Source organism: Stutzerimonas stutzeri (genome assembly GCF_000219605.1).
GTDB classification, from domain to species: Bacteria; Pseudomonadota; Gammaproteobacteria; order Pseudomonadales; family Pseudomonadaceae; genus Stutzerimonas; species Stutzerimonas stutzeri.
In genome coordinates this window covers 4,425,417-4,448,160 of the sequence record NC_015740.1, presented here as the reverse complement: position 1 = coordinate 4,448,160, position 22,744 = coordinate 4,425,417, and the positions used below count along the sequence as shown (strand labels likewise).

General features: G+C 66.8%; 23 protein-coding genes and 1 pseudogene. 14 read left to right on the top strand and 10 right to left on the bottom strand.

Translation table 11 applies throughout. The features are described from left to right. Window positions 1-4: 4 nt before the first annotated feature. Together PSTAB_RS20425 and yghU are read right to left on the bottom strand one after the other, a co-directional pair. A complete protein-coding gene (locus PSTAB_RS20425) occupies window positions 5-835 on the bottom strand; it encodes a hypothetical protein (RefSeq protein WP_013984477.1) in 831 nt (276 codons plus the stop codon). A gap of 235 nt (window positions 836-1,070) precedes the next feature. Continuing rightward, window positions 1,071-1,913 carry a glutathione-dependent disulfide-bond oxidoreductase gene (gene yghU / locus PSTAB_RS20420; RefSeq protein ID WP_013984476.1) on the bottom strand — a complete coding sequence of 281 codons (843 nt, stop codon included), beginning with the start codon at window positions 1,911-1,913 and terminating at the stop codon, window positions 1,071-1,073. Between the two features lie 254 nt (window positions 1,914-2,167). Here yghU and PSTAB_RS20415 point away from each other — a divergent pair, with 254 nt between their 5' ends. Next, window positions 2,168-2,383, top strand: a complete 216-nt coding sequence (locus tag PSTAB_RS20415) for a dodecin (RefSeq protein WP_011915136.1) — start codon at window positions 2,168-2,170, stop codon at window positions 2,381-2,383. Window positions 2,384-2,434: 51 nt separating this feature from the next. Here the strand turns inward: PSTAB_RS20415 and PSTAB_RS20410 are convergent. From PSTAB_RS20410 to PSTAB_RS20395, 4 genes and pseudogenes are all read right to left on the bottom strand, one after another. Then, window positions 2,435-3,800 (bottom strand): annotated as a pseudogene (locus PSTAB_RS20410) (cation:proton antiporter). 121 nt (window positions 3,801-3,921) lie between these two features. Continuing rightward, on the bottom strand, window positions 3,922-4,920 hold the full coding sequence (locus PSTAB_RS20405; RefSeq protein WP_013984475.1) for an LLM class flavin-dependent oxidoreductase: 999 nt from the start codon (window positions 4,918-4,920) through the stop codon (window positions 3,922-3,924). A 73-nt stretch (window positions 4,921-4,993) separates the two neighbouring features. Next, window positions 4,994-5,407, bottom strand: a complete 414-nt coding sequence (locus PSTAB_RS20400; RefSeq protein WP_013984474.1) for a PA0061/PA0062 family lipoprotein — start codon at window positions 5,405-5,407, stop codon at window positions 4,994-4,996. A gap of 92 nt (window positions 5,408-5,499) precedes the next feature. Continuing rightward, window positions 5,500-5,925, bottom strand: a complete 426-nt coding sequence (locus PSTAB_RS20395) for a PA0061/PA0062 family lipoprotein (protein WP_013984473.1) — start codon at window positions 5,923-5,925, stop codon at window positions 5,500-5,502. 144 nt (window positions 5,926-6,069) lie between these two features. Here PSTAB_RS20395 and PSTAB_RS20390 point away from each other — a divergent pair, with 144 nt between their 5' ends. The 3 genes from PSTAB_RS20390 (at window position 6,070) to PSTAB_RS20380 (ending at window position 9,246) form a co-directional block, all read left to right on the top strand. Beyond that, complete coding sequence (locus PSTAB_RS20390) at window positions 6,070-7,128, top strand: aminopeptidase (RefSeq protein ID WP_013984472.1); 1,059 nt, start codon at window positions 6,070-6,072, stop codon at window positions 7,126-7,128. A 215-nt stretch (window positions 7,129-7,343) separates the two neighbouring features. Beyond that, entirely contained in the window at window positions 7,344-8,513 is a 1,170-nt protein-coding gene (locus PSTAB_RS20385) for a hypothetical protein (RefSeq protein WP_013984471.1), read from the top strand. 10 nt (window positions 8,514-8,523) lie between these two features. After that, complete coding sequence (locus tag PSTAB_RS20380; RefSeq protein WP_013984470.1) at window positions 8,524-9,246, top strand: ferritin-like domain-containing protein; 723 nt, start codon at window positions 8,524-8,526, stop codon at window positions 9,244-9,246. 959 nt (window positions 9,247-10,205) lie between these two features. On the opposite strand, the gene PSTAB_RS20375 is transcribed toward PSTAB_RS20380, so the two are convergent. The 3 genes from PSTAB_RS20375 to PSTAB_RS20365 form a co-directional block, all read right to left on the bottom strand. Next, window positions 10,206-10,613 (bottom strand): DUF1850 domain-containing protein, encoded by a 408-nt coding sequence (locus PSTAB_RS20375; protein WP_013984469.1) that lies wholly within the window; start codon window positions 10,611-10,613, stop codon window positions 10,206-10,208. Next, entirely contained in the window at window positions 10,610-12,634 is a 2,025-nt protein-coding gene (locus PSTAB_RS20370) for a TRAP transporter permease (protein ID WP_013984468.1), read from the bottom strand. The genes PSTAB_RS20375 and PSTAB_RS20370 overlap by 4 nt, the downstream gene beginning before the upstream one ends. A 136-nt stretch (window positions 12,635-12,770) precedes the next feature. Further along, window positions 12,771-13,724, bottom strand: coding sequence for a TAXI family TRAP transporter solute-binding subunit (locus PSTAB_RS20365; RefSeq protein WP_013984467.1), 954 nt, complete (start codon window positions 13,722-13,724; stop codon window positions 12,771-12,773). Window positions 13,725-14,100: 376 nt separating this feature from the next. On the opposite strand from PSTAB_RS20365, the gene PSTAB_RS20360 reads away from it, so the two are divergent. After that, window positions 14,101-14,529 (top strand): DNA methylase, encoded by a 429-nt coding sequence (locus tag PSTAB_RS20360; RefSeq protein WP_013984466.1) that lies wholly within the window; start codon window positions 14,101-14,103, stop codon window positions 14,527-14,529. A gap of 71 nt (window positions 14,530-14,600) precedes the next feature. Further along, on the top strand, window positions 14,601-14,843 hold the full coding sequence (locus PSTAB_RS20355) for a hypothetical protein (protein WP_026006479.1): 243 nt from the start codon (window positions 14,601-14,603) through the stop codon (window positions 14,841-14,843). Between the two features lie 68 nt (window positions 14,844-14,911). Here PSTAB_RS20355 and phnN read toward each other — a convergent pair whose 3' ends face one another. Then, window positions 14,912-15,466 (bottom strand): phosphonate metabolism protein/1,5-bisphosphokinase (PRPP-forming) PhnN, encoded by a 555-nt coding sequence (phnN, locus tag PSTAB_RS20350; RefSeq protein WP_013984464.1) that lies wholly within the window; start codon window positions 15,464-15,466, stop codon window positions 14,912-14,914. A 196-nt stretch (window positions 15,467-15,662) separates the two neighbouring features. On the opposite strand from phnN, the gene PSTAB_RS20345 reads away from it, so the two are divergent. The 8 genes from PSTAB_RS20345 (at window position 15,663) to mdcH (ending at window position 22,686) form a co-directional block, all read left to right on the top strand. After that, a complete protein-coding gene (locus PSTAB_RS20345; RefSeq protein ID WP_013984463.1) occupies window positions 15,663-16,427 on the top strand; it encodes an SDR family oxidoreductase in 765 nt (254 codons plus the stop codon). A gap of 163 nt (window positions 16,428-16,590) precedes the next feature. Continuing rightward, a complete protein-coding gene (gene mdcA, locus PSTAB_RS20340) occupies window positions 16,591-18,258 on the top strand; it encodes a malonate decarboxylase subunit alpha (protein ID WP_013984462.1) in 1,668 nt (555 codons plus the stop codon). Continuing rightward, window positions 18,258-19,130 (top strand): triphosphoribosyl-dephospho-CoA synthase, encoded by an 873-nt coding sequence (locus PSTAB_RS20335; RefSeq protein ID WP_013984461.1) that lies wholly within the window; start codon window positions 18,258-18,260, stop codon window positions 19,128-19,130. Before mdcA ends, PSTAB_RS20335 begins: the two co-directional genes overlap by 1 nt. 2 nt (window positions 19,131-19,132) lie before the next feature. Then, window positions 19,133-19,432: a malonate decarboxylase subunit delta gene (locus PSTAB_RS20330; protein WP_003281886.1), complete on the top strand. Its 300-nt coding sequence runs from the start codon at window positions 19,133-19,135 to the stop codon at window positions 19,430-19,432. Further along, window positions 19,425-20,291, top strand: coding sequence for a biotin-independent malonate decarboxylase subunit beta (locus tag PSTAB_RS20325; RefSeq protein WP_013984460.1), 867 nt, complete (start codon window positions 19,425-19,427; stop codon window positions 20,289-20,291). Before PSTAB_RS20330 ends, PSTAB_RS20325 begins: the two co-directional genes overlap by 8 nt. Continuing rightward, window positions 20,288-21,073 (top strand): biotin-independent malonate decarboxylase subunit gamma, encoded by a 786-nt coding sequence (mdcE, locus tag PSTAB_RS20320; RefSeq protein ID WP_013984459.1) that lies wholly within the window; start codon window positions 20,288-20,290, stop codon window positions 21,071-21,073. The genes PSTAB_RS20325 and mdcE overlap by 4 nt, the downstream gene beginning before the upstream one ends. Window positions 21,074-21,145: 72 nt before the next feature. Beyond that, a complete protein-coding gene (locus PSTAB_RS20315; RefSeq protein ID WP_013984458.1) occupies window positions 21,146-21,763 on the top strand; it encodes a malonate decarboxylase holo-ACP synthase in 618 nt (205 codons plus the stop codon). Then, entirely contained in the window at window positions 21,760-22,686 is a 927-nt protein-coding gene (gene mdcH / locus PSTAB_RS20310; protein WP_013984457.1) for a malonate decarboxylase subunit epsilon, read from the top strand. The genes PSTAB_RS20315 and mdcH overlap by 4 nt, the downstream gene beginning before the upstream one ends. The last annotated feature ends 58 nt before the right edge of the window (window positions 22,687-22,744 follow it).

Here is a 22,744-nt window from a genome sequence, read left to right as displayed (position 1 = left end):
CGCTTCAGCTCGGTCGCTGGATCACGCAGATCCGGTCACGGCACAGCCCGGCTTCACGCGTGCCGACGCCGGGAGCGATCTCCGGCGCATCGCTGTTGCTGCCGTGGCCGGTGATGCCGGCACCGGTCGGGTGGCTGGTGGCGGTGGTTTCCGGGTAGTCGGTGCCGGCGCGCTTGGCCGCGCTGCCGATGTCGTAGCGCCCGGTGTCGGCGGTGTTGCTGTCGTGGTAGGCGCTGGGGGTGGAGGCGTGGGCACCGACTTCGGCCGCAGCGCCGGTGCCGGCGTTGTCACCGAAGCGTTCGCTGGCCGAGTGCAGGCCGGCGCCGGTGGTGGCGCCCGTCGTGCCGCTTGTGGGTCGGATGAAGTGCTTGTCCAGGTGGCTGTCGCCGCCGGTGGCGCCGGCGTAGGGGCTGCTGGGGCCGGGATAACCGTCTGCGGTGCCGCTGCCGCCGTGCTCGTCGATATCGATGGCGCCGTTGTACTCCAGCGCATCCCGCGCCCTGGCCAGCTGGTCCTCGTCGACCACGTCCACCGCGATCACCAGAGCGCCGCGGCGTACCGCGTCGGGATAGGCGGTCGCGTAATGACGGTGTTGTTCATGGGGCTCGTGGCCGAACAGCGATTTGAAGAAGTGCGCGACCTTCGATTCGTGCTCATGGCGGTCCACCGGGACGTCCGGGCTGGTGCTGTAGGGTGCGTCGTAGGCATGGATATCGGCGCTTTCGGCGCCCACCGCATGGATCTGCTCGCGGGGAATGCCCCGCGCCATCAGGTCGCCGCGGGTGCGATTGGCATCGGTCAGCGTGGCGAACGCTGCTACCAGTGTGTGTTTCATGGTTCACCTCACGTTGTGTCGAACAACCGGGTTTGCGAGCACGGCGGGGCATCGGCCAACGCGGCGCTCATAGAGGTTGGGTCGAGGCGTACCGGCAGAGTTCAGCGGCGGGGATCAGCGGTCGGCGCTGAGGGAGGAGGGCGTGCGCAGGTTCGGCGCATGTGGAACAGGCAGGCCATTGCTGACCTGCACACCGATGCGGGTGGGCGACGCCGCGCCACCCGCAGGGAAGTGATCAGTCGAGGTCGGCGGAGCTGTGACGCTCGGGCGCCTGTTCGGATTCATCGCCCCAGGTGCGGTTGACCTTGCGTCCGCGAACGACCGCCGGGCGCTCGGCAATCTCGCGAGCCCAGCGCTGCACATGCTGGTACTCGTGCACCGAGAGGAACTCGCCGGCGCCGTACAGCTCGCCCAGCACCAGCCCGCCGTACCAGGGCCAGATGGCCATGTCGGCGATGCTGTAGTCGTTACCGGCCACGTAGCGATGCTCCGCCAGCTGGCGGTCGAGCACGTCGAGCTGACGCTTGACCTCCATGGCGTAGCGGTTGATCGGGTATTCGTATTTTTCCGGTGCGTAGGCGTAGAAGTGGCCGAAGCCGCCGCCGAGGAAGGGCGCCGAACCCATCTGCCAGAACAGCCAGTTCAGCGTCTCGGTGCGTGCACGGACCTCAGTCGGCAGAAAGGCGCCGAACTTCTCGGCGAGGTAGACCAGGATCGAGCCGGATTCGAACACCCGCAACGGTTCGCCGTCGATGCTGCGATCCACCAGCGCGGGGATCTTCGAGTTCGGGTTGATCTCGACGAAGCCGCTGCCGAACTGGTCGCCTTCGCCGATGTTGATCAGCCAGGCGTCGTATTCGGCACCGCGGTGACCGAGGGCGAGCAGCTCCTCGAGCATGATGTTCACCTTCACCCCGTTGGGCGTGGCCAGCGAATACAGCTGCAGCGGGTGCTGGCCCACCGGCAGCGCCTGCTCCTCGCGCGCACCGGCGGTCGGTGCGTTGATGCTGGCGAACTTGCCGCCCGACGGGGCGTCGTGGGTCCAGACCTTCGGCGGTACGTAGGGGGTATCAGGCATGGCGATCTCCTCGAACGGGAAACGGGGGATGTGCCGGGCATGCTACGCGCTCTGCCGGCATGGTCGAAATCGAGCCGGTCGATATTGGTCATCGACGGTGGATGATTCGTTCGTCGTGAAGGCGCGGGCGAGCCCTCGGTTTACCGGTCCGATCTGGCCGTTTCGCTGAACTTCCGCGCTGCTTCGCGGGCCTCAGTCAGACAGGAAGCGTCATCAATCGAGCCGGAGGCTCCTCAGACCAGAAGGGGACATTCATGTCGGATCATCACACCTACAAGAAGGTTGAAATCGTCGGTTCCTCGCGTAACAGCGTCGACGAGGCGATTCAGAACGGTATCGCCGAGGCGTCCAAGTCGCTGCAGAACGTCGAGTGGTTCGAGGTCGGCGAAATCCGCGGCCATGTCGAGAACGGCAAGGTCGGACATTTCCAGGTCACCATGAAGGTCGGCTTCCGCCTCGCCAACAGCTGACCTGCCTGCAGGCGACCCGCGGCTGGCCAGTCGGCCGCGCGGGATGCCGTCTCAACCGTGGCGGGTAGGCGCCTGGCCACGGCTGCGTTCGTAGCACCGCAGCAGCGGCTGGGTGCTGAGGCCGTGGATCAGGATGCTCAGCGCCACCACCGAGATCACCAGGGAAATGATCACTTCCGTCTCGTCCGGCAGCAGCCCGTGGGTGACCGCGTAGCTCAGGTAGTAGAGACTGCCGATGCCGCGGATGCCGAACCAGCCGACCGTCAGGCACTGGCCACGATCCAGGTAGCGCCGTGGCATCAGCAGCCAGACGGCGAGTGGGCGGATCAGCAGGAACAGCGCCAGCGCCAGGGGTATCGCCCGCCAGTCCCAATGCACCGAGACCAGCACGCCGAGCATGGTCACCAGCAGCACTTCCAGGCTGCGCTCCATCTGCCCGCCGAAGGTCAGGATGTCGCCCATCATCACCCCGGCGGCGACCTTGGGCTCGGCGATCTTCTGACCCTCCAGCGGCAGTTCCCGTGGCGACAGTCCGCCTTCGACCAGGTGCGGCACGGCGTGGGCGATCAGCTCTTCGGAGGGCGTTTCCGATTCGTGGGCGGCGTCCTTTTCCGCATGGCGCAGGCCGAGGCCGGCGGCGAACACCGCGAGAAAGCCCCAGGCACCGATCAGCTCGGCGCCGACGTAGGCCAGCGCGATCAGCGCCAGGGCCAGGGAGTCGTTGGGTGACATGGAGGTGTCGGCGTGCCGCGCGCGCAGGTAGATCGCCAGCTTGCCGATCAGCCGCCCGAGCAGGTAACCGAAGCCCAGCCCGCCGGTACCGCCCACAGCAACCGGTGCAAGGCCCAGTCGCCGACCCAGCCGGACGACAGGCCGCCCTGTTCGATCAGCAGCAGGCCGAAGACGACGAAGGGAAAGGCGGTGCCGTCGTTGAAGCCGGCCTCTCGCCGGACAGCCCGTAGCGCACGTGGTCGCTGTCACGCGAGTTGTTGACCTGCACCAGGCTGGCGAGCACCGGGTCGGTGGGCGCGAGGATGGCGCCGATCAGCACGGCGATGCCCCAGGGCAGGCCGAAGAGGTAATGGCAGAACGCGGCTACCCCGGCGATGCAGGCCAGCATCACCGGCCCGGCCAGCACGTAGGCGCTCTTCCAGGCCGGGTGGCGCAGCGGCATGCGCAGCTTCAGGCCGCTGACGAACAGCGACACCAGCACGGCGATTTCGGTGAGGTGCTCCATCCAGCTGGCGATGTGCAGGAATTCCATTTCCCACAGGCCGACGCCGAGCTGGCCGATCAGCAGGCCGAAGCCCAGGTAGATCAGCGAGGTGGTGACCGGCAGCCAGCGCAGATAGGCCGATGCCAGCGCGAGGATCAGCAACAGGATGCCGAGAACGGCCATCCATTCGAGAAAGCTCATGGGGTATTCCGATGGCGGGGCGTGCAGTGCCCGGAGGCTGTGTAGCCATTGGAACGGAGGCCGGCGGCAGGGTTCGCCGCCGGCATCGAGGCAGGCCGCCGCCGGTCAGGTCGCGGGGCGGTTACGCGCGCAGGCCGGCGACGATCTCGAAGGCGCGGTGGCGGTCGGCGGTCTCGTAGAGGTCGCAGGTGAAGATCAGCTCGTCGGCCTGGGTCTGCTCCAGCAACACGTCGAGGCGCGCGCGCACCTTTTCCGGACCGCCGATCAGCGCGAGGCCGAGAAAATCGCCCACGGCCTGCTGCTCGTGAGGCAGCCACAGGCCATGCATGCTCTCCACCGGCGGGCGCAGCACCAGGGACTGACCGCGGATCAGCGAGAGGATGCGCTGGTAGACGCTGGTGGCCAGGTGTTCGGCCCGCTCGTCACTGTCGGCGGCGATCAGCGGCACGCCGAGCATCACGTAGGGTTTGTCGAGCACGGCCGAAGGCTGGAAGTTGTCGCGGTAGAGCCTGATCGCCTGATGCATGTAGCGTGGCGCGAAGTGCGAGGCGAAGGCATAGGGCAGACCCTTGGCGGCGGCCAGCTGAGCGCTGAACAGGCTCGAACCGAGCAGCCAGATCGGCACGTTGCTGTCCACCCCGGGCATGGCGATCACGCGCTGATTGGGCTGCCGCGGGCCGAGCAGCAGCTCCAGTTCCTCGACGTCCTGCGGAAAGTGGTCGGCACTGCCCATGCGGTCGCGGCGCAGGGCGTGGGCGGTGAACTGGTCGGCGCCTGGTGCACGGCCAAGGCCCAGGTCGATGCGGCCGGGATACAGCGCCTCCAGCGTGCCGAACTGTTCGGCGATCACCAGCGGCGCATGGTTGGGCAGCATCACCCCGCCGGCACCGAGGCGGATGCGCGTGGTGTTGGCCGCCAGATAACCGATCAGCACGGCGGTGGCGGCGCTGGCGATGCCGTCCATGTTGTGGTGTTCGGCGACCCAGAAACGCTGGAAGCCGAGCCCTTCCACGTGCCGCGCCAGCGCCAGGGCGTTGTGCAGCGCCTGGGCCGGCGTGCCGTCGTCACGGATCGGTGCCAGGTCGAGGGCGGAAAAGCGGGTCTGGGTAATGCGGGACATCGGTAACCTCATGCGGATGGCGGACCTGGACGCGCGCGTTCAGGTTCGGTCGGTTAGCGCTGGCGTGCCGGCTCTAGCGGCAGTGCTCGGCCTTGGCTTCGACCAGCACGTTGCGCTCGTCGTCGAGCAGCCAGCCCTGCGGCGTGAAGCCCAGCGAGCGGGCCTGGAACAAGTAGCGCTTGCCCGCTTCGAACTGGTCGTAGCGCACCACCATGGTGCAACGCATGGTCTGGGTTTCGGCGAACAGGTTTGGCCCGCCGCCACTGACTTCGAATTCATAGTTGGCTTCGAGTTCATGGCTGCCCGGCGGAACCTGGAAGTAGCGGCCGTCGTGGGTGCGCTTGCCATCCAGGCGATCGGACATGAATACATCGATGGTCTGCGCGCGCAGGTCGACCCAGGCCATGTTCGGGTCGTGTTGCGGCAGGGGCCCGGCACAGCCCGCCAGAAGCAGGCTGAACAGCGCGAGGGAAAGTGGCTGGCGCATGGCTGGATTTCCTCGGCGGCTGGGCGAGGGGCGCACGGCGCCTCACCTCTACTGCCGAGCGTGCGCCAGATGGCGGCGCATTTCAACGCGGCTCAGCGGCCGGCGAGGTCGCCGCAGCCCTTTTCCTCGGCACGGGCCAGCACGTACTGGTGCTGGTCATAGAGCTTGGCCCAGGGGCGGAAGCCGTAGCCGCCGGCCACCAGGCGATAGCGTGCGCCGGCGGTGAACTGGTCGTATTCCAGGGTCAGCTTGCAGTCGCGGGCCAGCGAGCTGCTGCCGGGGCCGATGTTGGCGCCGTCGACGTCGAAGCGGTAGCGCATCTCCAAGCGGCGGCTGCCGGGCGGGACCTGGAAGAAGCGGTCGTCGTCCAGTGTCCTGCCGTCCACGGCCACGGCCTGCAGCGTGGTTTGGCCGTTCGGGTCGAGGTCGACCCAGGCCTGTTGCGGGTCGGGCTTGGGCATCCAGGACGAGCAGCCAGCGAGGAGGGCGATCAACGGGACAAGAACGAAACCGCGCATGTGAGAAGCTCCGGCCGCAACCATCCGGCCCGGTGAGAAATCGAAGTGGAGGCGCATGCTGCCGCGGTTGCATTGCACGGCAGGGCCTTTGTAGGGTGCGCCAAGCGCGCCGGCGCCAGCCCCGACCACCGACCGGTTCATCCGATGACCAAGCCCAACGCCGCCTTGATCGACAGCCGCACCCTGCGCTGGGTTCCCCTGCTGCTTGCCGTCTGTCTGAATGGCTGCGCCTATTACACTCAGCTGGCGGTCGGCCAGGTCGAGCTGCTGCGCCAGCGTGAGGTGATCGAGACGCTGCTGGCCGACGAGTCGCGCGATCCGGCGCTGCGCCAGCGCCTGGCTGGGGTGCTCGAGGCGCGGGGCTTCGCCAGCACCGCGCTGGGCCTGCCGGACAACCGCAGCTATCGCGTCTACGCCGATATCCAGCGGCCCTATGTGGTGTGGAACCTGTTCGCCACCGAGGCCTATTCGGTCAAGCCGGTGGAACATTGCTTCCCGATCGCCGGCTGCGTCGCCTATCGCGGCTACTTCCGCCAGGGCGCCGCCCGCGGCGAGGCGGCGCGCCTGCGCATGGCCGGGCTGGACACCCACGTCGCCGGCGTCGAGGCTTATTCCACCCTCGGCTGGTTCGCCGACCCGCTGCTCAGTTCGATGTTGCGGCGCAACGACGAGCAGCTGGCCGCATTGGTGTTCCACGAACTGGCGCACCAGCAGCTGTACCTGCCCGGCGATACAGCGTTCAACGAGTCCTATGCCACCTTCGTCGAGCGCGAAGGGCTGCGGCAGTGGCGCGCCAGTCGAGGCCTCGCCGAACCGGACGAGCAGGGTCGCGAGCGTTATCGGCAGCTGGTGCAACTGCTGCTCGACACCCGCGAGCGTCTTGCCTCGCTGTATGCCTCGGGGCGGCCGGCGGCGGAACTGGAGGGCCTCAAACAGGCCGAGTTCGCTGCGCTGCGCCAGCGCTATCGCACCCTACGTGATGGTTCGTGGGGTGGCGACGCGCGTTTCGACCGCTGGTTCGCCCAGCCGCTGAACAATGCCACCCTGGTGCCGTTCGGCCTGTACGACCGCTGGGTGCCGGCCTTCGCCGCGCTGTTCGACGCGAATGGGCGCGACTGGGAACGTTTCCACGAGGCGGTCGCCGCACTGGCCAAACGCCCTGCCGACGAGCGGGAACAGGCGCTTATGCAACTGGCCGAATGAACAAGCGAAACGGCGCGCCCGGCAACCGCGCGGGTTACGTCGTCTGATGCCCTGTGTTTCGAAAATCTGCAATTTACCGTTCATCGGCTGCGATCTGGCGACCCGCTGAACGGCGCGAATCATTTTTCAGCCCCTCCGGTCCCCTCTATAGGTCGCGCAATTTTCACGCGGCGATCCCCCTATGCCTGATTCCCACGCATAACAACGGAGGCTCCATGGAGACCATTTCCGGAATTCTCGACAACAAAGGCACGCCACTGGAGAAGCAGAAGTTCACATGGAAGGAAATGGCCGGCAAGCCGATCAGCAAGCTCGATGACGATGCGTTTACCCGTGTGCGCATCATCCTCATGAACGGCGTCGAGACCGACGCCCTGCGCCTCAAGCACGGCATTGCGCGCTTCAACAAGGAGCTGCGCCTGCCGCTGGCCGAGATCCGCCGCGTCGAGCAGCACCAGGCAACCATGGTCAACTGGCTGATCGGCGCCGACCACTCGCCACTGGAAACCACTGTGGCCTACGAGCAGGTGGCCATCGAGGTGACCGCCGCTGTGGCGCAGAACGAGCCCGACCCCTACCAGGCGCAGACCTATCGCTTCGGCCTGCTGGAAGACTTCGATCACCTGTACCGCTACTCGGCGATGCTCGATCGCCTCGAGGGCAAGGATGCCAACAACATCCTGCAGGGCTATACCGACATCGTGCCCGGGCGGAAAACATCGGAGCACCATCGTCATCCGGAAAACGACATCCGGGACAACTACGAGAAGAACTCCGCCGCGCTCATCACCAAGATCCACGCAGCGCTGATCACCGGCGCGGAATACCAGACCCACGACTACTACATGAACATCGGCCCGCTGTTCGCCGACCCGCTGGCGCGCCAGCTGTATGCCGAGATCGCGTCGGTGGAAGAGCAGCACGTGACCCAGTACGGCGCGCTCTCCGACCCCAGCGAAAGCCATATGGAGAAGTGGCTGGTGCACGAGGCGATGGAAGTCTACATGTACGCCAGCTGCGCCGAGCAGGAGACCAATCCGCGCATCAAGGCCATGTGGGAGCGCTTCCTCGACTATGAGCTGGGCCACCTCAATGTCGCCTGCGAATGGTTCAAGAAGCTCGAAGGCCGCGACCCGGCCGAGGTGCTCGCCGGCCCGCTGCCGAAGATGGTCGAGTTCAAGAGCCAGCGCGATTTCGTGCGCCAGGTACTGGCCGCCGAGGTCAACCTGCGTACCGCCGGCCCCGCCTACGTGGACAAGGCCAAGGAGCCGCAGTCCTCGCTGGATTACCGCAACCACCTCGCCTCGGAAGGGCTCGCCTCGGACATCGTCTCGGCGGGCTACCAGTGGGCGCCGGGTGGCGAACTGATGCGCAAGGCTTCCTGAGGAGACGATCATGGCTACAGCAGCGAAAGTGGGTTCCAACTTCACCGGCGTGCAGATGTCCCCGAAGGACACCAAGCGCCTGCTCGAGGCGGTCAACGAGATTCATCCGGACGTGCCGGGTGATGAGCGCGGCATGCTGGTCGAGCGCACCGAACGCGCCGCCGAGGCCGACCGCATCGGCTCCGTGCCGGTGCCGGGTTCGGCCAAGGGCATGCTCAAGACCGGCTTCGACATGATGCGCGGCAAGAGCCCCGAGGTGTTTCTCGACAAGCTGGGCGAGCGCCTGGCCTACGAGCGCAACGGGGTGCGTCTGTACGAAGCGATGATCGCCAAGGTCAAGGCGCTCGACACGCCGGACACCGCCCTGGTCGATACGCTCATGCACATCCGCAACGAGGAGCACGAGCACATGATGCTGGTGCACCAGGCGATCGAAACCCTCGGCGCCGACCCGACCGCGCAGACCCCTTGCGCCGATGTCGTCGGGGCCATGTCCCTGGGAATCGTCAACGTGCTGACCGACCCGCGGACCAACGTCGACCAGTGCCTGAATGCGCTTCTGACCGTGGAGCTGACCGACAACGCGGCCTGGGAGCTGTTGATCGAGCTGGCGCAGGCGGCGGGCCATCCGAACATTGCCGATAGCTTCACGAAGGCCAAGACCCAGGAAGACGACCATCTGGTGAAGATCAAGACGCTGATGCGCCGCGATCTGATCATGCAGACCAAGTAACAGCGTGCGAGCGGGACGCTTTGGCGCACACCACCGAAAGGGGTGTGCGTCTTTTTTGTGGGCGGGGAATGGCTGCCTTGTTGTCTTGTGACGGCGGATATAGTGGCGGCGGCTGGCAGGCTTTGCTTCATGGCGCTTGGCGAGTTGCCTGAAAGCTTGGTTTCGCCCTGCTGGGCGAGTCACTTTTTCCAGACGCGGAAAAAGTAACCAAAAACGCTTTGCCCCTGCATCCGGCCCTGCGCTTCGCTCCGGGTTCGTTCACTACGCCGCCGCTCCGAGGGTCGCCGTACAAGGGCCATCCATGGCCCTATACGGCTCTCGCCGCATCCCTGCGGCTCGCCCCTCTCCACGACGGCTTCGTTCACCCTCCTGAAGGGGCGTATGGAGTCGCCTGAATCCCTGTGCACAAAAAGCGTTATTTAAAAACCAAGCCAAGAATTCGTTAATTGTCCCCAAGCCCCTTGAGTAGAAAGCTGCCCCCGGCGCTACCGCGCTGCTCAATGCGTCTGCCATAGGATTGCAGTAGTGGCTCCCGAGAGCCCTAGGGCTTCTCATGTTGTTGCTGTTGTTCGCACAGAGTATCAGGCGATACGCAAGCGCCCCATCAGGAGGGTGAGTGGAATCGCTGTGTAAGGGGTTGAGCCGCAGGGATGCGGCGAAAGGCTTAAAGGGCCATGGATGGCCCTTGTAAGCCGACCCCTGGAGCAGCGATGGAGCGAACGTACCCCGCGCGAAGCGCGGGGCCGGATGGCAGGGGAAAGACCTTTTGGTTTCTTTTGGGGCGACTGCCAAAAGAAACTCGCCCAGCAGGGCGAAACCAGACTTTCAGGCGACTCGCTAAGCGCTATCAAACAAACCGTTCATCCAGCGCACCCAGCCTTGCCTGGCCGGAAAAGAACCAAAGAAAAAGGGGTGCCGCTTGCGCGAACACCCCACCTCAACGATCACCGGCCAGCCGGTCAATCGTTCCCGACACTCGCCGTTTGCACGGTACAGCCCCAGACTTCCAGCGCCGGCTGGTCCGCTTGTGGCGGGCCGAGCCATTCGCTCATGGCGTGGCAACGCTGGTCAAAACACAGTTGGTAATCTCCCGCCTCGGGGGTTCGCCCCAGGCGCAGGAGCGGCAACGCGGGCATCCGGCGCTGGTAGTGCCAGGCCCCGTCGCGCAGTTCGGCGTCATCCGGGATTTCCATCCCGGCGCCAGAACCCTTGACCCGCGCTTCGCCGAGCAGCAGCCCGTCCGGCGTCACGCGGTAATCCTCTTCCCAGCGGATCTTCTCGATGGTGTGGTTCCACGCCAGGGTGAAGGCGGGGGTGGGCACTTCGGCCCACACCACGCCTGCCAGCCCCAGGCACAGACCGATCACGCCGCCGCCGGCTCGGCGCGACGGGCGCGCCAGAAGTGCTGGATAAGGAACAGCGCGCCCAGGCCGAAGCCGATTTCATCGCTGATCGGCATCGCCAGCACCATCGAGGCGGCTGCGGCGAAGGCGAGGACCTTTTCCCACAGCGCCATGGGCCGCTGCAGGTAACCGGTGAACACGGCGCCCCACAGGCCGACGGCGAAGGCCGCCTTGAACAGCATGTACAGCGTGGCGCCCCAGTCGCCGCCCTGCATCATCAGCGCCGGGTTATACACCGCCATGAACGGCACGATGAAACCGGCGATGGCGATGCGGATGGCCCACATGCTGATCTTCAGGCCCCTCTCCTTGGCGATCGGCGCGGCGGCGAAGCAGGCCAGCGCCACCGGCGGGGTGAGGTCGGCCATGATGCCGAAGTAGAAGACGAACATGTGCGAGACGATCAGCGGCACACCCAGGTCGAGCAGCGCGGGCGCGGCGATCGAGCTGGTGATGATGTAGTTCGGGATCGTCGGGATGCCCATGCCCAGCACCAGGCAGGTCAGCATGGTCAGCAGCAGCGAGAGGAACAGGTTGTTTTCGCCGACGGCCAGGATGTAGCCGGCGAAGGTCGAGGCCACGCCGGTCAGCGAGACCACGCCGATGATCACGCCGACCAGGGCGCAGGCGATCCCCACCGGCACCGCATGGCGTGCGCCTTCCACCAGCGCGTGCAGGCAGATGACCAGGGTGTCGCGACCGCCCTTGATGAACCAGCACACCACCACCAGCGCGGCGATGACGCCGAAGATCACCCCGATGCCGAGCTGGAAGAACCCGGCGCAGAGCAGGCCGAGGGCGATCCAGAAGGCAATGCGCAGGCCGAACGAAGAGACCTTGAGGATGATCGCCGAGCCGAGGATGACGATGGCTGTCAGCGACAGGCCAATGGTGCCGGCGAACATCGGGGTGCGCCCGGAGAACAGCAGCCAGACCAGTACCAGCAGCGGGATCAGCAGGTACCAGCGCTCCTTCACCGCGGCCCAGGCACTCGGGCACTCGTCTTTCGGCAGGCCCTTGAGACCGGCGCGCTTGGCTTCCAGGTGGACCATCCAGAACACCGAGCCGAAGTACAGCAGCGCCGGAATCAGCGCGGCCTTGGCGATCTCGACGAAGGGCACGTTGATGGTCTCGGCCATGATGAAGGCCACCGCACCCATCACCGGCGGCATGATCTGGCTGCCCATCGAGGACGTGGCCTCGACGCCGCCGGCGAAGGCCGGGCGATAGCCGAAGCGCTTCATCAGCGGGATGGTGAACTGGCCGGTGGTGACCACGTTGGCCACGCCGGAACCGGTGATGGTGCCCATCAATGCCGAGGACACCACCGACACCTTGGCCGGGCCGCCCAGCTTGTGGCCGAACAGGCCCATGGCGAAGTCGGTGAACAGCTTGATCATGCCCGCCTGCTCGAGGAACGAGCCGAACAGGATGAACAGGAAGATGTAGGTCGCCGAAACGTAGGTCGGCGTGCCGTACAGGCCTTCGGTGCCGAACGACAGCTGGTTGACGATCTGATCCATGTAATAGCCGCGGTGCGCGAGATCACCGGGCAGGTACTCGCCGAACAGGCCGTAGGCGAGGAACAGCCCGCAGATGATCGGCAGCGCAATGCCCATGACGCGGCGTGCGGCCTCGAACACCAGCACGATCAGCGTCAGGCCGACCACCATGTCGGTGGTGGTCATGTCGCCGGAGCGCTGGATCAGGTCCGCCTCGAAATACCACTGGTAGAAGAAGGTGGCGAAACCGGCCAGGCCGAGCACCCAGGCCACTGGCTGGAACGGCTTGCCGGTGCCGCGCGCCGGGTAGCAGAGAAACACCAGCAGCAGCAGGAAACCGACGTGACCGGCGCGCAGCACCTGGCTGGACACCGGGTGGAAGGCGGCGGTGACGATCTGATAGATGGAGAACAGCAGGGCGACGTAGAACAGCGCCCTCGGCCATTCGCTGGGGCTGGCATGCAGCCCTTGGCTTTCGCTCATGGGTATCACTCTCTCACTGCAAGGGGATGCCTGTAGAAGCAGGCTTGCCAACGAGGCAACGCGGGCAAGCCTGCTGCTACAAGGAGCGGGCTGGAGCAGGCGCTAGGGCCTGCTCAGCCCGTCGTTCAGCGCTGGGTTACTTGAGAACCCCGGCTTCCTTGTAGAAGCGCTCGGCGCCCGGGTGCAGCGGGATCGGCAGGTTCTTGGTGGCGTTTTCCAGCTTGATGTCCTTGGCGGCGGAGTGGGCGTTACCCAGGGCGGCCAGGTTGTCGAACATCAGCTTGGTCATCTGGTAAGCCACTTCATCGGAGACCTTCTCGTGGGTCACCAGAATGTTGGTGATGGCCACGGTGGGGACGTCGGCGTCCTGACCGTCATAGGTGCCGGCCGGAATCACGCCCGCCAGGTAGGCATCGCTCTCGATCTTCTCGACCACGGCGGCCGGGATTTCGACGAAGGTCACCGGCATGGTGCTGGCCAGGTCGCGGATGGCGGCCATGCCCAGGCCCGAGGACTGCAGCGTGGCGTCGAGCTGGCGGTTCTTGATCAGCTCGACCGACTCGGCGTAGGGCAGGAACTCGACGCGGCCCATGTCCTTGTAGTCCAGGCCGGCGGCCTTGAAGATCGCGCGGGCGTTCAGCTCGGTGCCGGACTTCGGCGCGCCGACGGAGATGCGCTTGCCCTTCAGGTCTTCCAGGGTCTTGATGCCGGATTCGGCGCTGGCGACGATCTGGATGTAGTTGTTGTAGGTACCGGCAATGGCGCGCAGGCGCTTGAGCGGGGCCTTGAAGCCGGCATCCTCGACACCGTTCCAGGCATCTTCCACCGAGTCACCCAGGGAGAAGGCCAGCTCGCCGCGACCGGCCTGCAGCAGGTTGAGGTTCTCTACCGAGGCCTTGGTGGCCTGCACCGAAGTCTTGGCGCCGTCGATCTTGTTGTACTGCTGCGACAGGGCCACGCCGATCGGGTAGTACACGCCGCTGGTGCCGCCGGTGAGGATGTTGATGAAGGTCGGTGCAGCGACGGCCGCGGTGCTGGCGGTGAAGGCCGCAGCGGCAGCGAGCAGGCCCAAGCGTTTGGTCAGTCTCATGGATGGATCTCCGTTTCGTTTTTATTGATTGGCGCAGCATGTTGACGATAGACGATGCCGCGTTCGGGGAACGCGCCAGACGTACAAGCAGAGGGGCGATGACACCGGGGCCGGGCCCGGGAGGTGGGTATCGCTGGCAGCTCTTCTTGTCGTTGGAATCGCATCGAGCACATTGCCAGTAGCAGAAGGCGTGCCAGCCTGTGCGAGCCCCCTGCTACAGGGGCTGTTGCCTCCCTGAAGGGAAGCGTTAGGCAAGAATCCGCCTATCGGATGAACGGTATAGGCAAAAAACCGCTCATCAGGACTCAGGCAAGGGGGAAACTTGCCCGAAAGCACGGCTTCGAATGCAGACAATCGTTCGAGGGGAGGGCGCCTGATGAGTGCGGAAATCAGCGCCAAAGATCTGGGCATCGACATGGGCGACGGCGAGCCCGCGCTGTTCAAGTGGTTCGTCGCCAGCTTCCTGTTCGGCAAGCGCATCCAGCAGGACATCGCCGCCGAGGCGTATCGCGTCATCGTCGACAAGCACAAGCGCGATACGCCGCGAAAACTGGGCAATTGCAGCTGGCAGCAGCTGGTGAACATGCTCGGCGAGGGGCGCTATGTACGCTACGACGAATCCACCGCCGAGCGACTGCTCAAGCTCTGCGAGAAGCTCAACCACGAGTATGGCGGCAAACTCGGGCGCATCCATGAGCTCAGCGAGAACCGCAAGGAGCTGGAGCGGCGGCTGGCGGCGTTCGAAGGCGTCGGGCCGAAGACCGTGGAGATCTTCATGCGCGAGGCGGCCAGGGTCTGGTACTGAGCGCGCCGGACGGCGCTTGCCATGCACGGCGGATGAATTACAGTGGCGCCATCGTTCCGCCGAACACCGCCATGCGCACTTTCCTGACCGCCTTCTGCCTGCTCCTGTCCGTCGCCGCCAGCGCTGCGCCGGCACCCTATTACCGTTGGCAGAGCATCGTCGACGGTACCGTCATCTGCCGCCAGACTTCGCCCGGCGAAGGCTGGCAACGGCTCGACGACCAGCCCTTTCGCGACCTCAACTGCAGCATGCCGGCCGCCCGTGTCGACCGCCCGAGCGGCGTACCGGGTTTCCGTCCGCAGCCGGGGCGGTGAGGCAGCGCATTCAAGGGTGGCTCTGGTTGACGCCGGGTAGTGCTGTGAGGCCCAGCGGGGCGCCACGCTCAGTCCCTTGGCACATGCTCATCGATCAACGCCAGCAGGCGTTCGACGCTTTCAGTCAGCGGCGTCGAGTTGTCCAGGCGGATGTAGTCGTCCAGTTCGCCGGCGAACAGCGCGTTGCGCGCCAGCCGTGACTCGATCTGTTCCGCCGTCTCCCGTCCGCGTGCATGCAGGCGCTGGCGCAATACGTCCTGCTCGACGCTGAGCAGCACCGCCAGCAGGTCTGGATAACGCTCCCGTGCCGTTGCCAGGTAGCCGCGCGACCCATTGACCAGCACCTGTTCGCCGGACGCCAGCCACTCATCGATCTCTGCCGGAATGCCATACGCCAGACCGTTGGCCCGCCAGCTGAGGGCAAAGGCGCCCTGCGCCTCGAGACGCTCGAATTCCTGCGGCGACACCGAATGCGCCGCCTCGCCGACGGCTTCGGCCGAGCGGGTGATGACCCGTCGCGCGATGCGCACACCACGGCCAGCCAGCGACTCGCGGGCGGCGTCCAGCAGGCTGTCCTTGCCGGCACCGGATGGCCCGATCAGGTAGATCAAGCGGCCTCGCATCATTGGGCTCCTGATTTCGGGCAGATGGGCGCGAGTATAAGGCGGCTGCGCGACGGCGGCATGGCCGCATTTCGGGCGATCAGCGCACGCCGTGCTTTGCCTGGCGCAGCAACGCCCCCTAAGCTGGACGCCGTCACTGCGCCCCTGTGCCGCGTCGCCTACACGACAGCAGGCATTTCAGAGAAAGAGGAAAAGCATGAAACAGAAGATCGTATTCATCACCGGCGCCACCTCCGGCTTCGGCCGTGCCACCGCCCGCCGCTTCGCCGAGGCCGGCTGGGCGCTGGTGCTCACCGGGCGGCGCAGCGAGCGTCTGGAAGAGCTGAAGGGCGAGCTGTCGGCGAAGGTGCCGGTGCATATCGCCACGCTCGACGTGCGCCAGGCCGGCGCGGTGCAGGAGGTGGTGGCGCAGCTGCCGGCCGAATTCCGCCAGATCGATTGCCTGGTCAACAACGCCGGCCTGGCACTGGCGCCGCAGCCGGCGCAACAAGTCGATCTCGCCGACTGGCACACCATGATCGACACCAACATCACCGGCCTGGTCAACGTCACCCACGCGCTGCTGCCGACGCTGATCGCCACCGGCAAGGGCGCCAGCATCGTCAACATCGGCTCGGTGGCCGGCCACTGGCCGTATCCGGGCGGCCACGTCTACGGTGCGACCAAGGCCTTCGTCGAGCAGTTCGGCTACAACCTGCGCTGCGACCTGCTCGGCACCGGCGTGCGCGTCACCGACATCGCGCCGGGAATGGCCGAAACCGAATTCACCCTGGTGCGCACCAAGGGCGATCAGGCCGCCAGCGACCGGCTGTACCGCGGCACCACGCCGCTGACCGCCGAGGACATCGCCGAGCAGATCTTCTACGTTGCCACCCTGCCGGATCACATCAACATCAACCGCCTGGAAGTGATGCCCACCCGCCAGGCCTGGTCGCCGTTCAATATCGATCGCGACAAGTAAATTGCCTGCCGCCGACGTGGCGCGGCAGCGCCGCGTCGGCCAACGTGCCGATCCAGACACATCGTTAACCTGATCGTAACGGTCACGCCCGCTGCTTGATTGATGACCTTTCGGTCACCTCCCTACTGTGCGCTCCACAAAGCGGAAAACCTGTGGAGTCGCCATGACAACAACAATCTCCCCACCGCCGCAGTGGTCGCGTCGTCGCGCTGAAAAAGCCCGTCGTCTCGATCAGGTGCAGAGCCTCGCCGATGGCGTGGTGCTGCCCAGCGAGCGGATCGTCGAGGCCCTGGAACTCTTGGTCGCCCCTGGCGACCGGGTGGTGCTCGAGGGCAACAACCAGAAGCAGGCGGACTTCCTCTCCCGCTCCCTGGCCAAGGCCGACCCCGGCAAGCTGCACGACCTGCACATGATCATGCCGAGCGTCAGCCGCGCCGAGCACCTGGATCTGTTCGAGCGGCAGATCGCGCGCAAGCTCGACTTTTCCTTCGCCGGCCCGCAGAGCCTGCGCATCAGCCAGCTGCTCGAAGACGGCCTGCTGGAAGTCGGCGCCATCCACACCTACATCGAACTCTACTCGCGCCTCTTGGTGGACCTGATCCCCAACGTCGCGCTGGTGGCCGGCTTCCAGGCCGATCGCCACGGCAACATCTACACCGGCCCCAGCACCGAAGACACCCCGGCGCTGGTCGAGCCGACCGCCTTCAGCGACGGCATCGTCATCGTCCAGGTCAACGAGATCGTCGACGAGCTGCCGCGCGTGGACATCCCGGCGAGCTGGGTCGATTTCGTCGTGGTGGCGGACAAGCCGTTCTACATCGAGCCGCTGTTCACCCGCGACCCGCGCCACATCAAGCCGGTGCACGTGCTGATGGCGATGATGGCGATCCGCGGCATCTACGAAAAACACAACGTGCAGTCGCTCAACCACGGCATCGGTTTCAACACCGCGGCCATCGAGCTGATCCTGCCAACCTACGGCGAATCCCTCGGCCTGAAAGGCAAGATCTGCCGCAACTGGACGCTCAACCCGCACCCGACGCTGATCCCGGCGATCGAGACTGGCTGGGTCGAGAGCGTGCATTGCTTCGGCACCGAGCTGGGTATGGAGAACTACATCGCCCAGCGCCCGGACGTGTTCTTCACCGGCCGCGACGGCTCGATGCGCTCCAATCGCATGATGTGCCAGCTGGCCGGGCAGTACGCCGTGGACCTGTTCATCGGCGCCACCCTGCAGGTTGATGGTGATGGGCATTCCTCCACCGTCACCCGCGGCCGCCTGGCCGGTTTCGGCGGTGCGCCAAACATGGGCCACGATCCACGCGGTCGCCGCCATCCGACCCCGGCCTGGCTGGACATGGCCATGCCCGGCGGCGAGGCCCCGGTGACCATGCTCGAGCGCGGCAAGAAGCTCGTGGTGCAGATGGTCGAGACCTTCCAGGAAGGCGGCAAACCCACCTTCGTCGAGCAGCTCGACGCGGTGGAGGTGGCGAAGAAGAGCGGCATGCCGCTGGCGCCGATCATGATCTACGGCGACGACGTCACCCATCTGCTCACCGAGGAAGGCATCGCCTACCTGTACAAGGCCCGCTCGCTGGAGGAACGCCAGGCGATGATCGCCGCGGTGGCCGGCGTCACCAGCATAGGCCTGCGGCACAACCCGAAGGACACCGAGCGCATGCGCCGCGAGGGGCTGATCGCCCTGCCGGAAGACCTCGGCATCCGCCGTAACGACGCCACCCGCGAACTGCTCGCCGCCAAGAGCATTGCCGAGCTGGTGGAGTGGTCCGGCGGCCTCTACAACCCGCCTGCCAAGTTCAGGAGCTGGTGATGAGCGCACTCATTGCACGACAGGCGCCGTCCGCGGCCGAGCGCCTGGCCGATCTGGCGGTGCAGGCGCTGGTCGACGAGGCCGATCTGTCGCCCAAGCCGGGGCTGGTCGACCGGCGCGGCAGTGGCGCGCACAGCGATCTGCACCTGGGGCTGATGCACGCCTCGGCGCAGTCGCTGTGGCCGGCGTTCGCCGCCATGGCCGATGCCGCGCGGAGCGAAGGTCGGGTCAGCCAGGCGCTGCGGGAAACCCTCGGGCAGCTGGGCCGCGACGGCGAAGCGGAGATGTTGCGCGTCACCGCCGGGGTCAACACCCATCGCGGCGCGATCTGGGCGCTGGGGCTGCTCAGCGCGGCGGCCATGCTGGAAAGCGGCGCTTCGGCCGGCGGGATCGTCGCCAGCGCGGCCGCCCTGGCGCGGCTGGACGACCCTGCCGCGCCGCACAACCCGGACAGCCACGGCGCGCGGGTCTGCCGTCGCTACGGCGTGCTCGGCGCCCGCGAACAGGCGCAGCACGGCTTTCCCGCGGTCATCGAACACGGCTTGCCGCAGCTCCTGGCCAGTCGCCGCGCCGGCGCCGGCGAGCAGAACGCCAGGCTCGATGCACTGCTGGCGATCATGAGCAGCCTGACCGACACCTGCGTGCTGCATCGCGCCGGTCTTGAAGGGCTGACCCGCATGCAGGCCGGTGCCCGCGCCGTGCTCGAAGCCGGTGGTGCCGCCAGCCTCGCCGGTCGTCGCCAGCTGCGCCTGCTCGATCGCGACATGCTCGCCCTCAAAGCCTCGCCGGGGGGCGCCGCCGACCTCCTGGCCGCCACCCTTTTCCTCGACCGTCTGGCGCCGCATGCGCCGGCGCCGACTGGGAGCAACTGAACATGGAAACCCTGTCTTTCGAATTCGCCGCCGGGCAACCCGCCCGCGGCAAGGCCCTGGTCGGCGTGGTCGGCTCGGGCGATCTGGAAGTGCTGCTGGAACCCGGCCAGGCCGGCAAGCTGGCGATCCAGGTAGTCACCTCGGTCAATGGTGCCGAGCAACGCTGGAAGAGCCTGTTCGAGCGGATGTTCCGCGAGCAGACGCCACCGGCATTGAACATCGATATTCACGATTTTGGGGCCACGCCCGGCGTAGTGCGTCTGCGCCTGGAGCAGGGACTGGAGGAGGTCGGCCATGACTGATGTGTCCGCTAACACCGTGGCCCGTTTACTCGAGTCGCGCAGCTTCGTCGAACTCGGTGCCCGCCAGCGTGCCCGCGCACTGCTGGACGAGGGCAGCTTCCGCGAATTGCTCGATCCGTTCGATCGCGTCACCTCGCCCTGGCTGCCGAAGCAGGGCATCGTCACCCAGGCCGACGACGGCGTGGTGGTCGCCAAGGGCACCATTGACGGCCAGCCGGCGGTGATCGCCGCCATCGAAGGCGCCTTCCAGGGCGGCAGCATGGGCGAAGTCGGCGGCGCGAAGATCGCAGGCTTGCTGGAACTGGCTGCCGAAGACAACCGCAACGGCATCCCGACCCGGGCCGTGCTCCTGCTGGAAACCGGCGGCGTGCGTTTGCAGGAGGCCAACCTGGGCCTGGCCGCCATCGCCGAGATCCAGGCGGCCATCGTCGAGCTGCGCGACTACCAGCCGGTGATCGGCGTGGTCGCCGGTTCCGTCGGCTGCTTCGGTGGCATGTCCATCGCCGCCGGGCTGTGCAGCTACCTGGTCGTCACCCGCGAAGCCCGCGTCGGCCTCAATGGCCCGCAGGTGATCGAGCAGGAAGCCGGGCTCGACGAGTACGACTCGCGCGACCGCCCCTTCATCTGGAGCCTGACCGGCGGTGAGCAGCGCTATGCCTCGGGGCTGGTGGATGCCTACGTGGCCGACGACACCGACGCCATCCGCGCGCAACTGCACGAACTGTTCGCCCTCGGCAAGCCGCTGCAGCCGCGCAGCCGCCGCCACGCCTGGTACCTCCAGCGCCTGGCCGACGTCGACACCCGCACGCAGCTCGATGCCGCCGCCGTGCGTGCCCTCTACGAAGGAGATGCCCAATGAGCCGTGGACTGAACTGGTTGCAAGCCCTGGCCGGCGGTCAGGCACTGGCGGGCTATCCGGCCTCGGTGAAGGTGGTCGACGGCACGCTCGGTGAGCGCGCCGCCCGCTATATCGCCGTGGTGCCGGACGCCGAGAATCCCTTTCCGCGCGCGCGCAATGGCGAGGTCGGTCTGCTGGAAGGCTGGGCGCTGGGCCAGGCGCTGGGCGAGGTGATCGCGGCCGATCGCGACAAGGCGGACAAGCGTGTGGTGGTCGCCGTGGTCGACGTGCCGAGCCAGGCCTATGGCCGCCGCGAAGAAGCCCTCGGCATTCATCAGGCGCTGGCCGGCGCGGTGGACGGCTATGCCCGCGCACGGCTGGCCGGGCACCCGGTGATCGCGCTGCTGGTGGGCAAGGCCATGTCCGGCGCCTTTCTCGCTCATGGCTATCAGGCCCAGCGGATCATCGCCCTGCGCGATCCGGGCGTGATGGTGCATGCCATGGGCAAGGCCGCCGCGGCGCGCATCACCCTGCGCAGCGTCGAGGAGTTGGAAGCCCTGGCCGAATCGGTGCCGCCGATGGCCTACGACATCGACAACTACGCGACCCTCGGCCTGCTCTGGGAAACCCTCGCCGTGGACAGCATCGAGCAGCCCTCGGCGGATGATCTGGCGCGTGTGCGCGACTGTCTCGCCAAGGCCGTCGTGGACATCGGTGGCAGCAGCGATCTGCGCGGCCGTCTCGGCGCGCCGAATCGCGAGGCGTCGTCGCGGGTGCGCGAGCTGTTGCGCGCGCAGTGGTAACGAACACCTGAGCGGCGTATTCGCCGAACCCGTATCAGCGACTCGACAACAATAATCACGAGGAGGCTGTAGATGCACGACACACCTCGCCCCCACGACCTGCTCTGGGGTATGCGTCCCGAGCAGTTGCCGGCCGATGCCCCGGCCTGGGCGGTGGCCGTGCTCGCCGCCGGCCAGCCGGTGGTGGTGCGTCGTGCCGTCGTCGCGCCAGGGCAGGTGGCGGTCGGCCTGCGTGGGGCCACGCGAGACCAGCGTCTGGCCGCGCTGATGCCGATCGCCGCGATCAGCCATCGGCTGACACCGGAGCAGCTGCTCGATCGTCGCGCCAGCGAAGACCTGCCGGTGTTCCGCGTGCTGGCTGGCCTGCGTCCGCTGCTCGATGCCCTCGGCCATGCCTGGGGTGTCACCGGCTCGGCCGGCTTCCAGCTCGCCACCGGCTTGTCGGCGGCGCATCCGGACAGCGATCTGGACCTGCTGCTCAGGGCCGAACGGCCGCTGCCGCGCAGCGAGGCGCGCCCGCTGCTGCAGCTGCTCGAAGGCCGCGCCTGCCGCGTCGACCTGCAACTGGAAACCCCGCTGGGCGGTGTGGCGCTCGGCGAATGGGCCGGTGGCGCCGCACGGGTGCTGGTCAAGACCGCCGAAGGACCGCGTCTGGTGAGCGATCCCTGGGCTGCGGAGCGGGCCGCATGAGCAGCCTGTTCGCCTTTCCCGGTCAGGGCGCGCAAAAGCCCGGCATGTTGCAACGGCTGCCCGAGGCGCCGGAAGTCGCCGCGACCCTGGCCGAGGCCAGTGCCGTGCTCGGCGAGGATGCGCTGCTGCTCGATACGGCCGAGGCGCTGCAATCGACCCGCGCAGTGCAGCTCTGCCTGCTGATCGCCGGTGTCGCCGGAGCGCGCCTGCTGATGCGCGATGGCCAGCGGCCGGACTACGTGGCCGGGCTGTCCATCGGCGCCTATGCCGCGGCGGTTGTCGCCGAGTCGCTGACGTTCGCCGACGCCTTGCGCCTGGTCACCCTGCGCGGCGAGCTGATGCAGCAGGCCTATCCCGAGGGCTACGGCATGACTGCCATCCTCGGCCTGTCGCTGGGTACGGTCGAGTCGCTGCTGGCCGAAGCCGAGGGCCCGGTCTACCTGGGCAACATCAACGCCGACAACCAGATCGTCATCGCCGGCAGCGATGCCGCCATGGGCATGGTCGCCGCGCGGGCCAAGGCGCTGGGCGCCTCCTGCACGCGGCGCCTGGCGATGAGCGTGCCCTCGCATTGCGCGCTGCTCGAGCAACCGGCACGGCGGCTGGCGGATGCCTTCACCGAGGTGGAGGTGCGCGCCCCGCGGATTCGCTACCTCAGCGGCTCGTCGGCGCGTCCGCTGTTCGACGCAGAGCGCCTGCGCGACGACCTGGCCTTCAACATGTGCCGCGTCGTCGACTGGCACGGCACCCTGCGCACCGCCTACGAGCGCGGGGTGCGGCTGCACATCGAACTGCCGCCAGGCCAGGTGCTGACCGGGCTGGCACGGCGGGTTTTCGAACAGGGTACGCTGGTTGCCTTCGACGGCGCCCGGCTGGACACACTGGACGCCTTGCTGCGTCAGGAGGGCAGCCAGAGCCGATAGACCGCGTGCAGCACCCGGGCGAGCCTTCGCCCAGATCGATGGATAACAACAACGACCT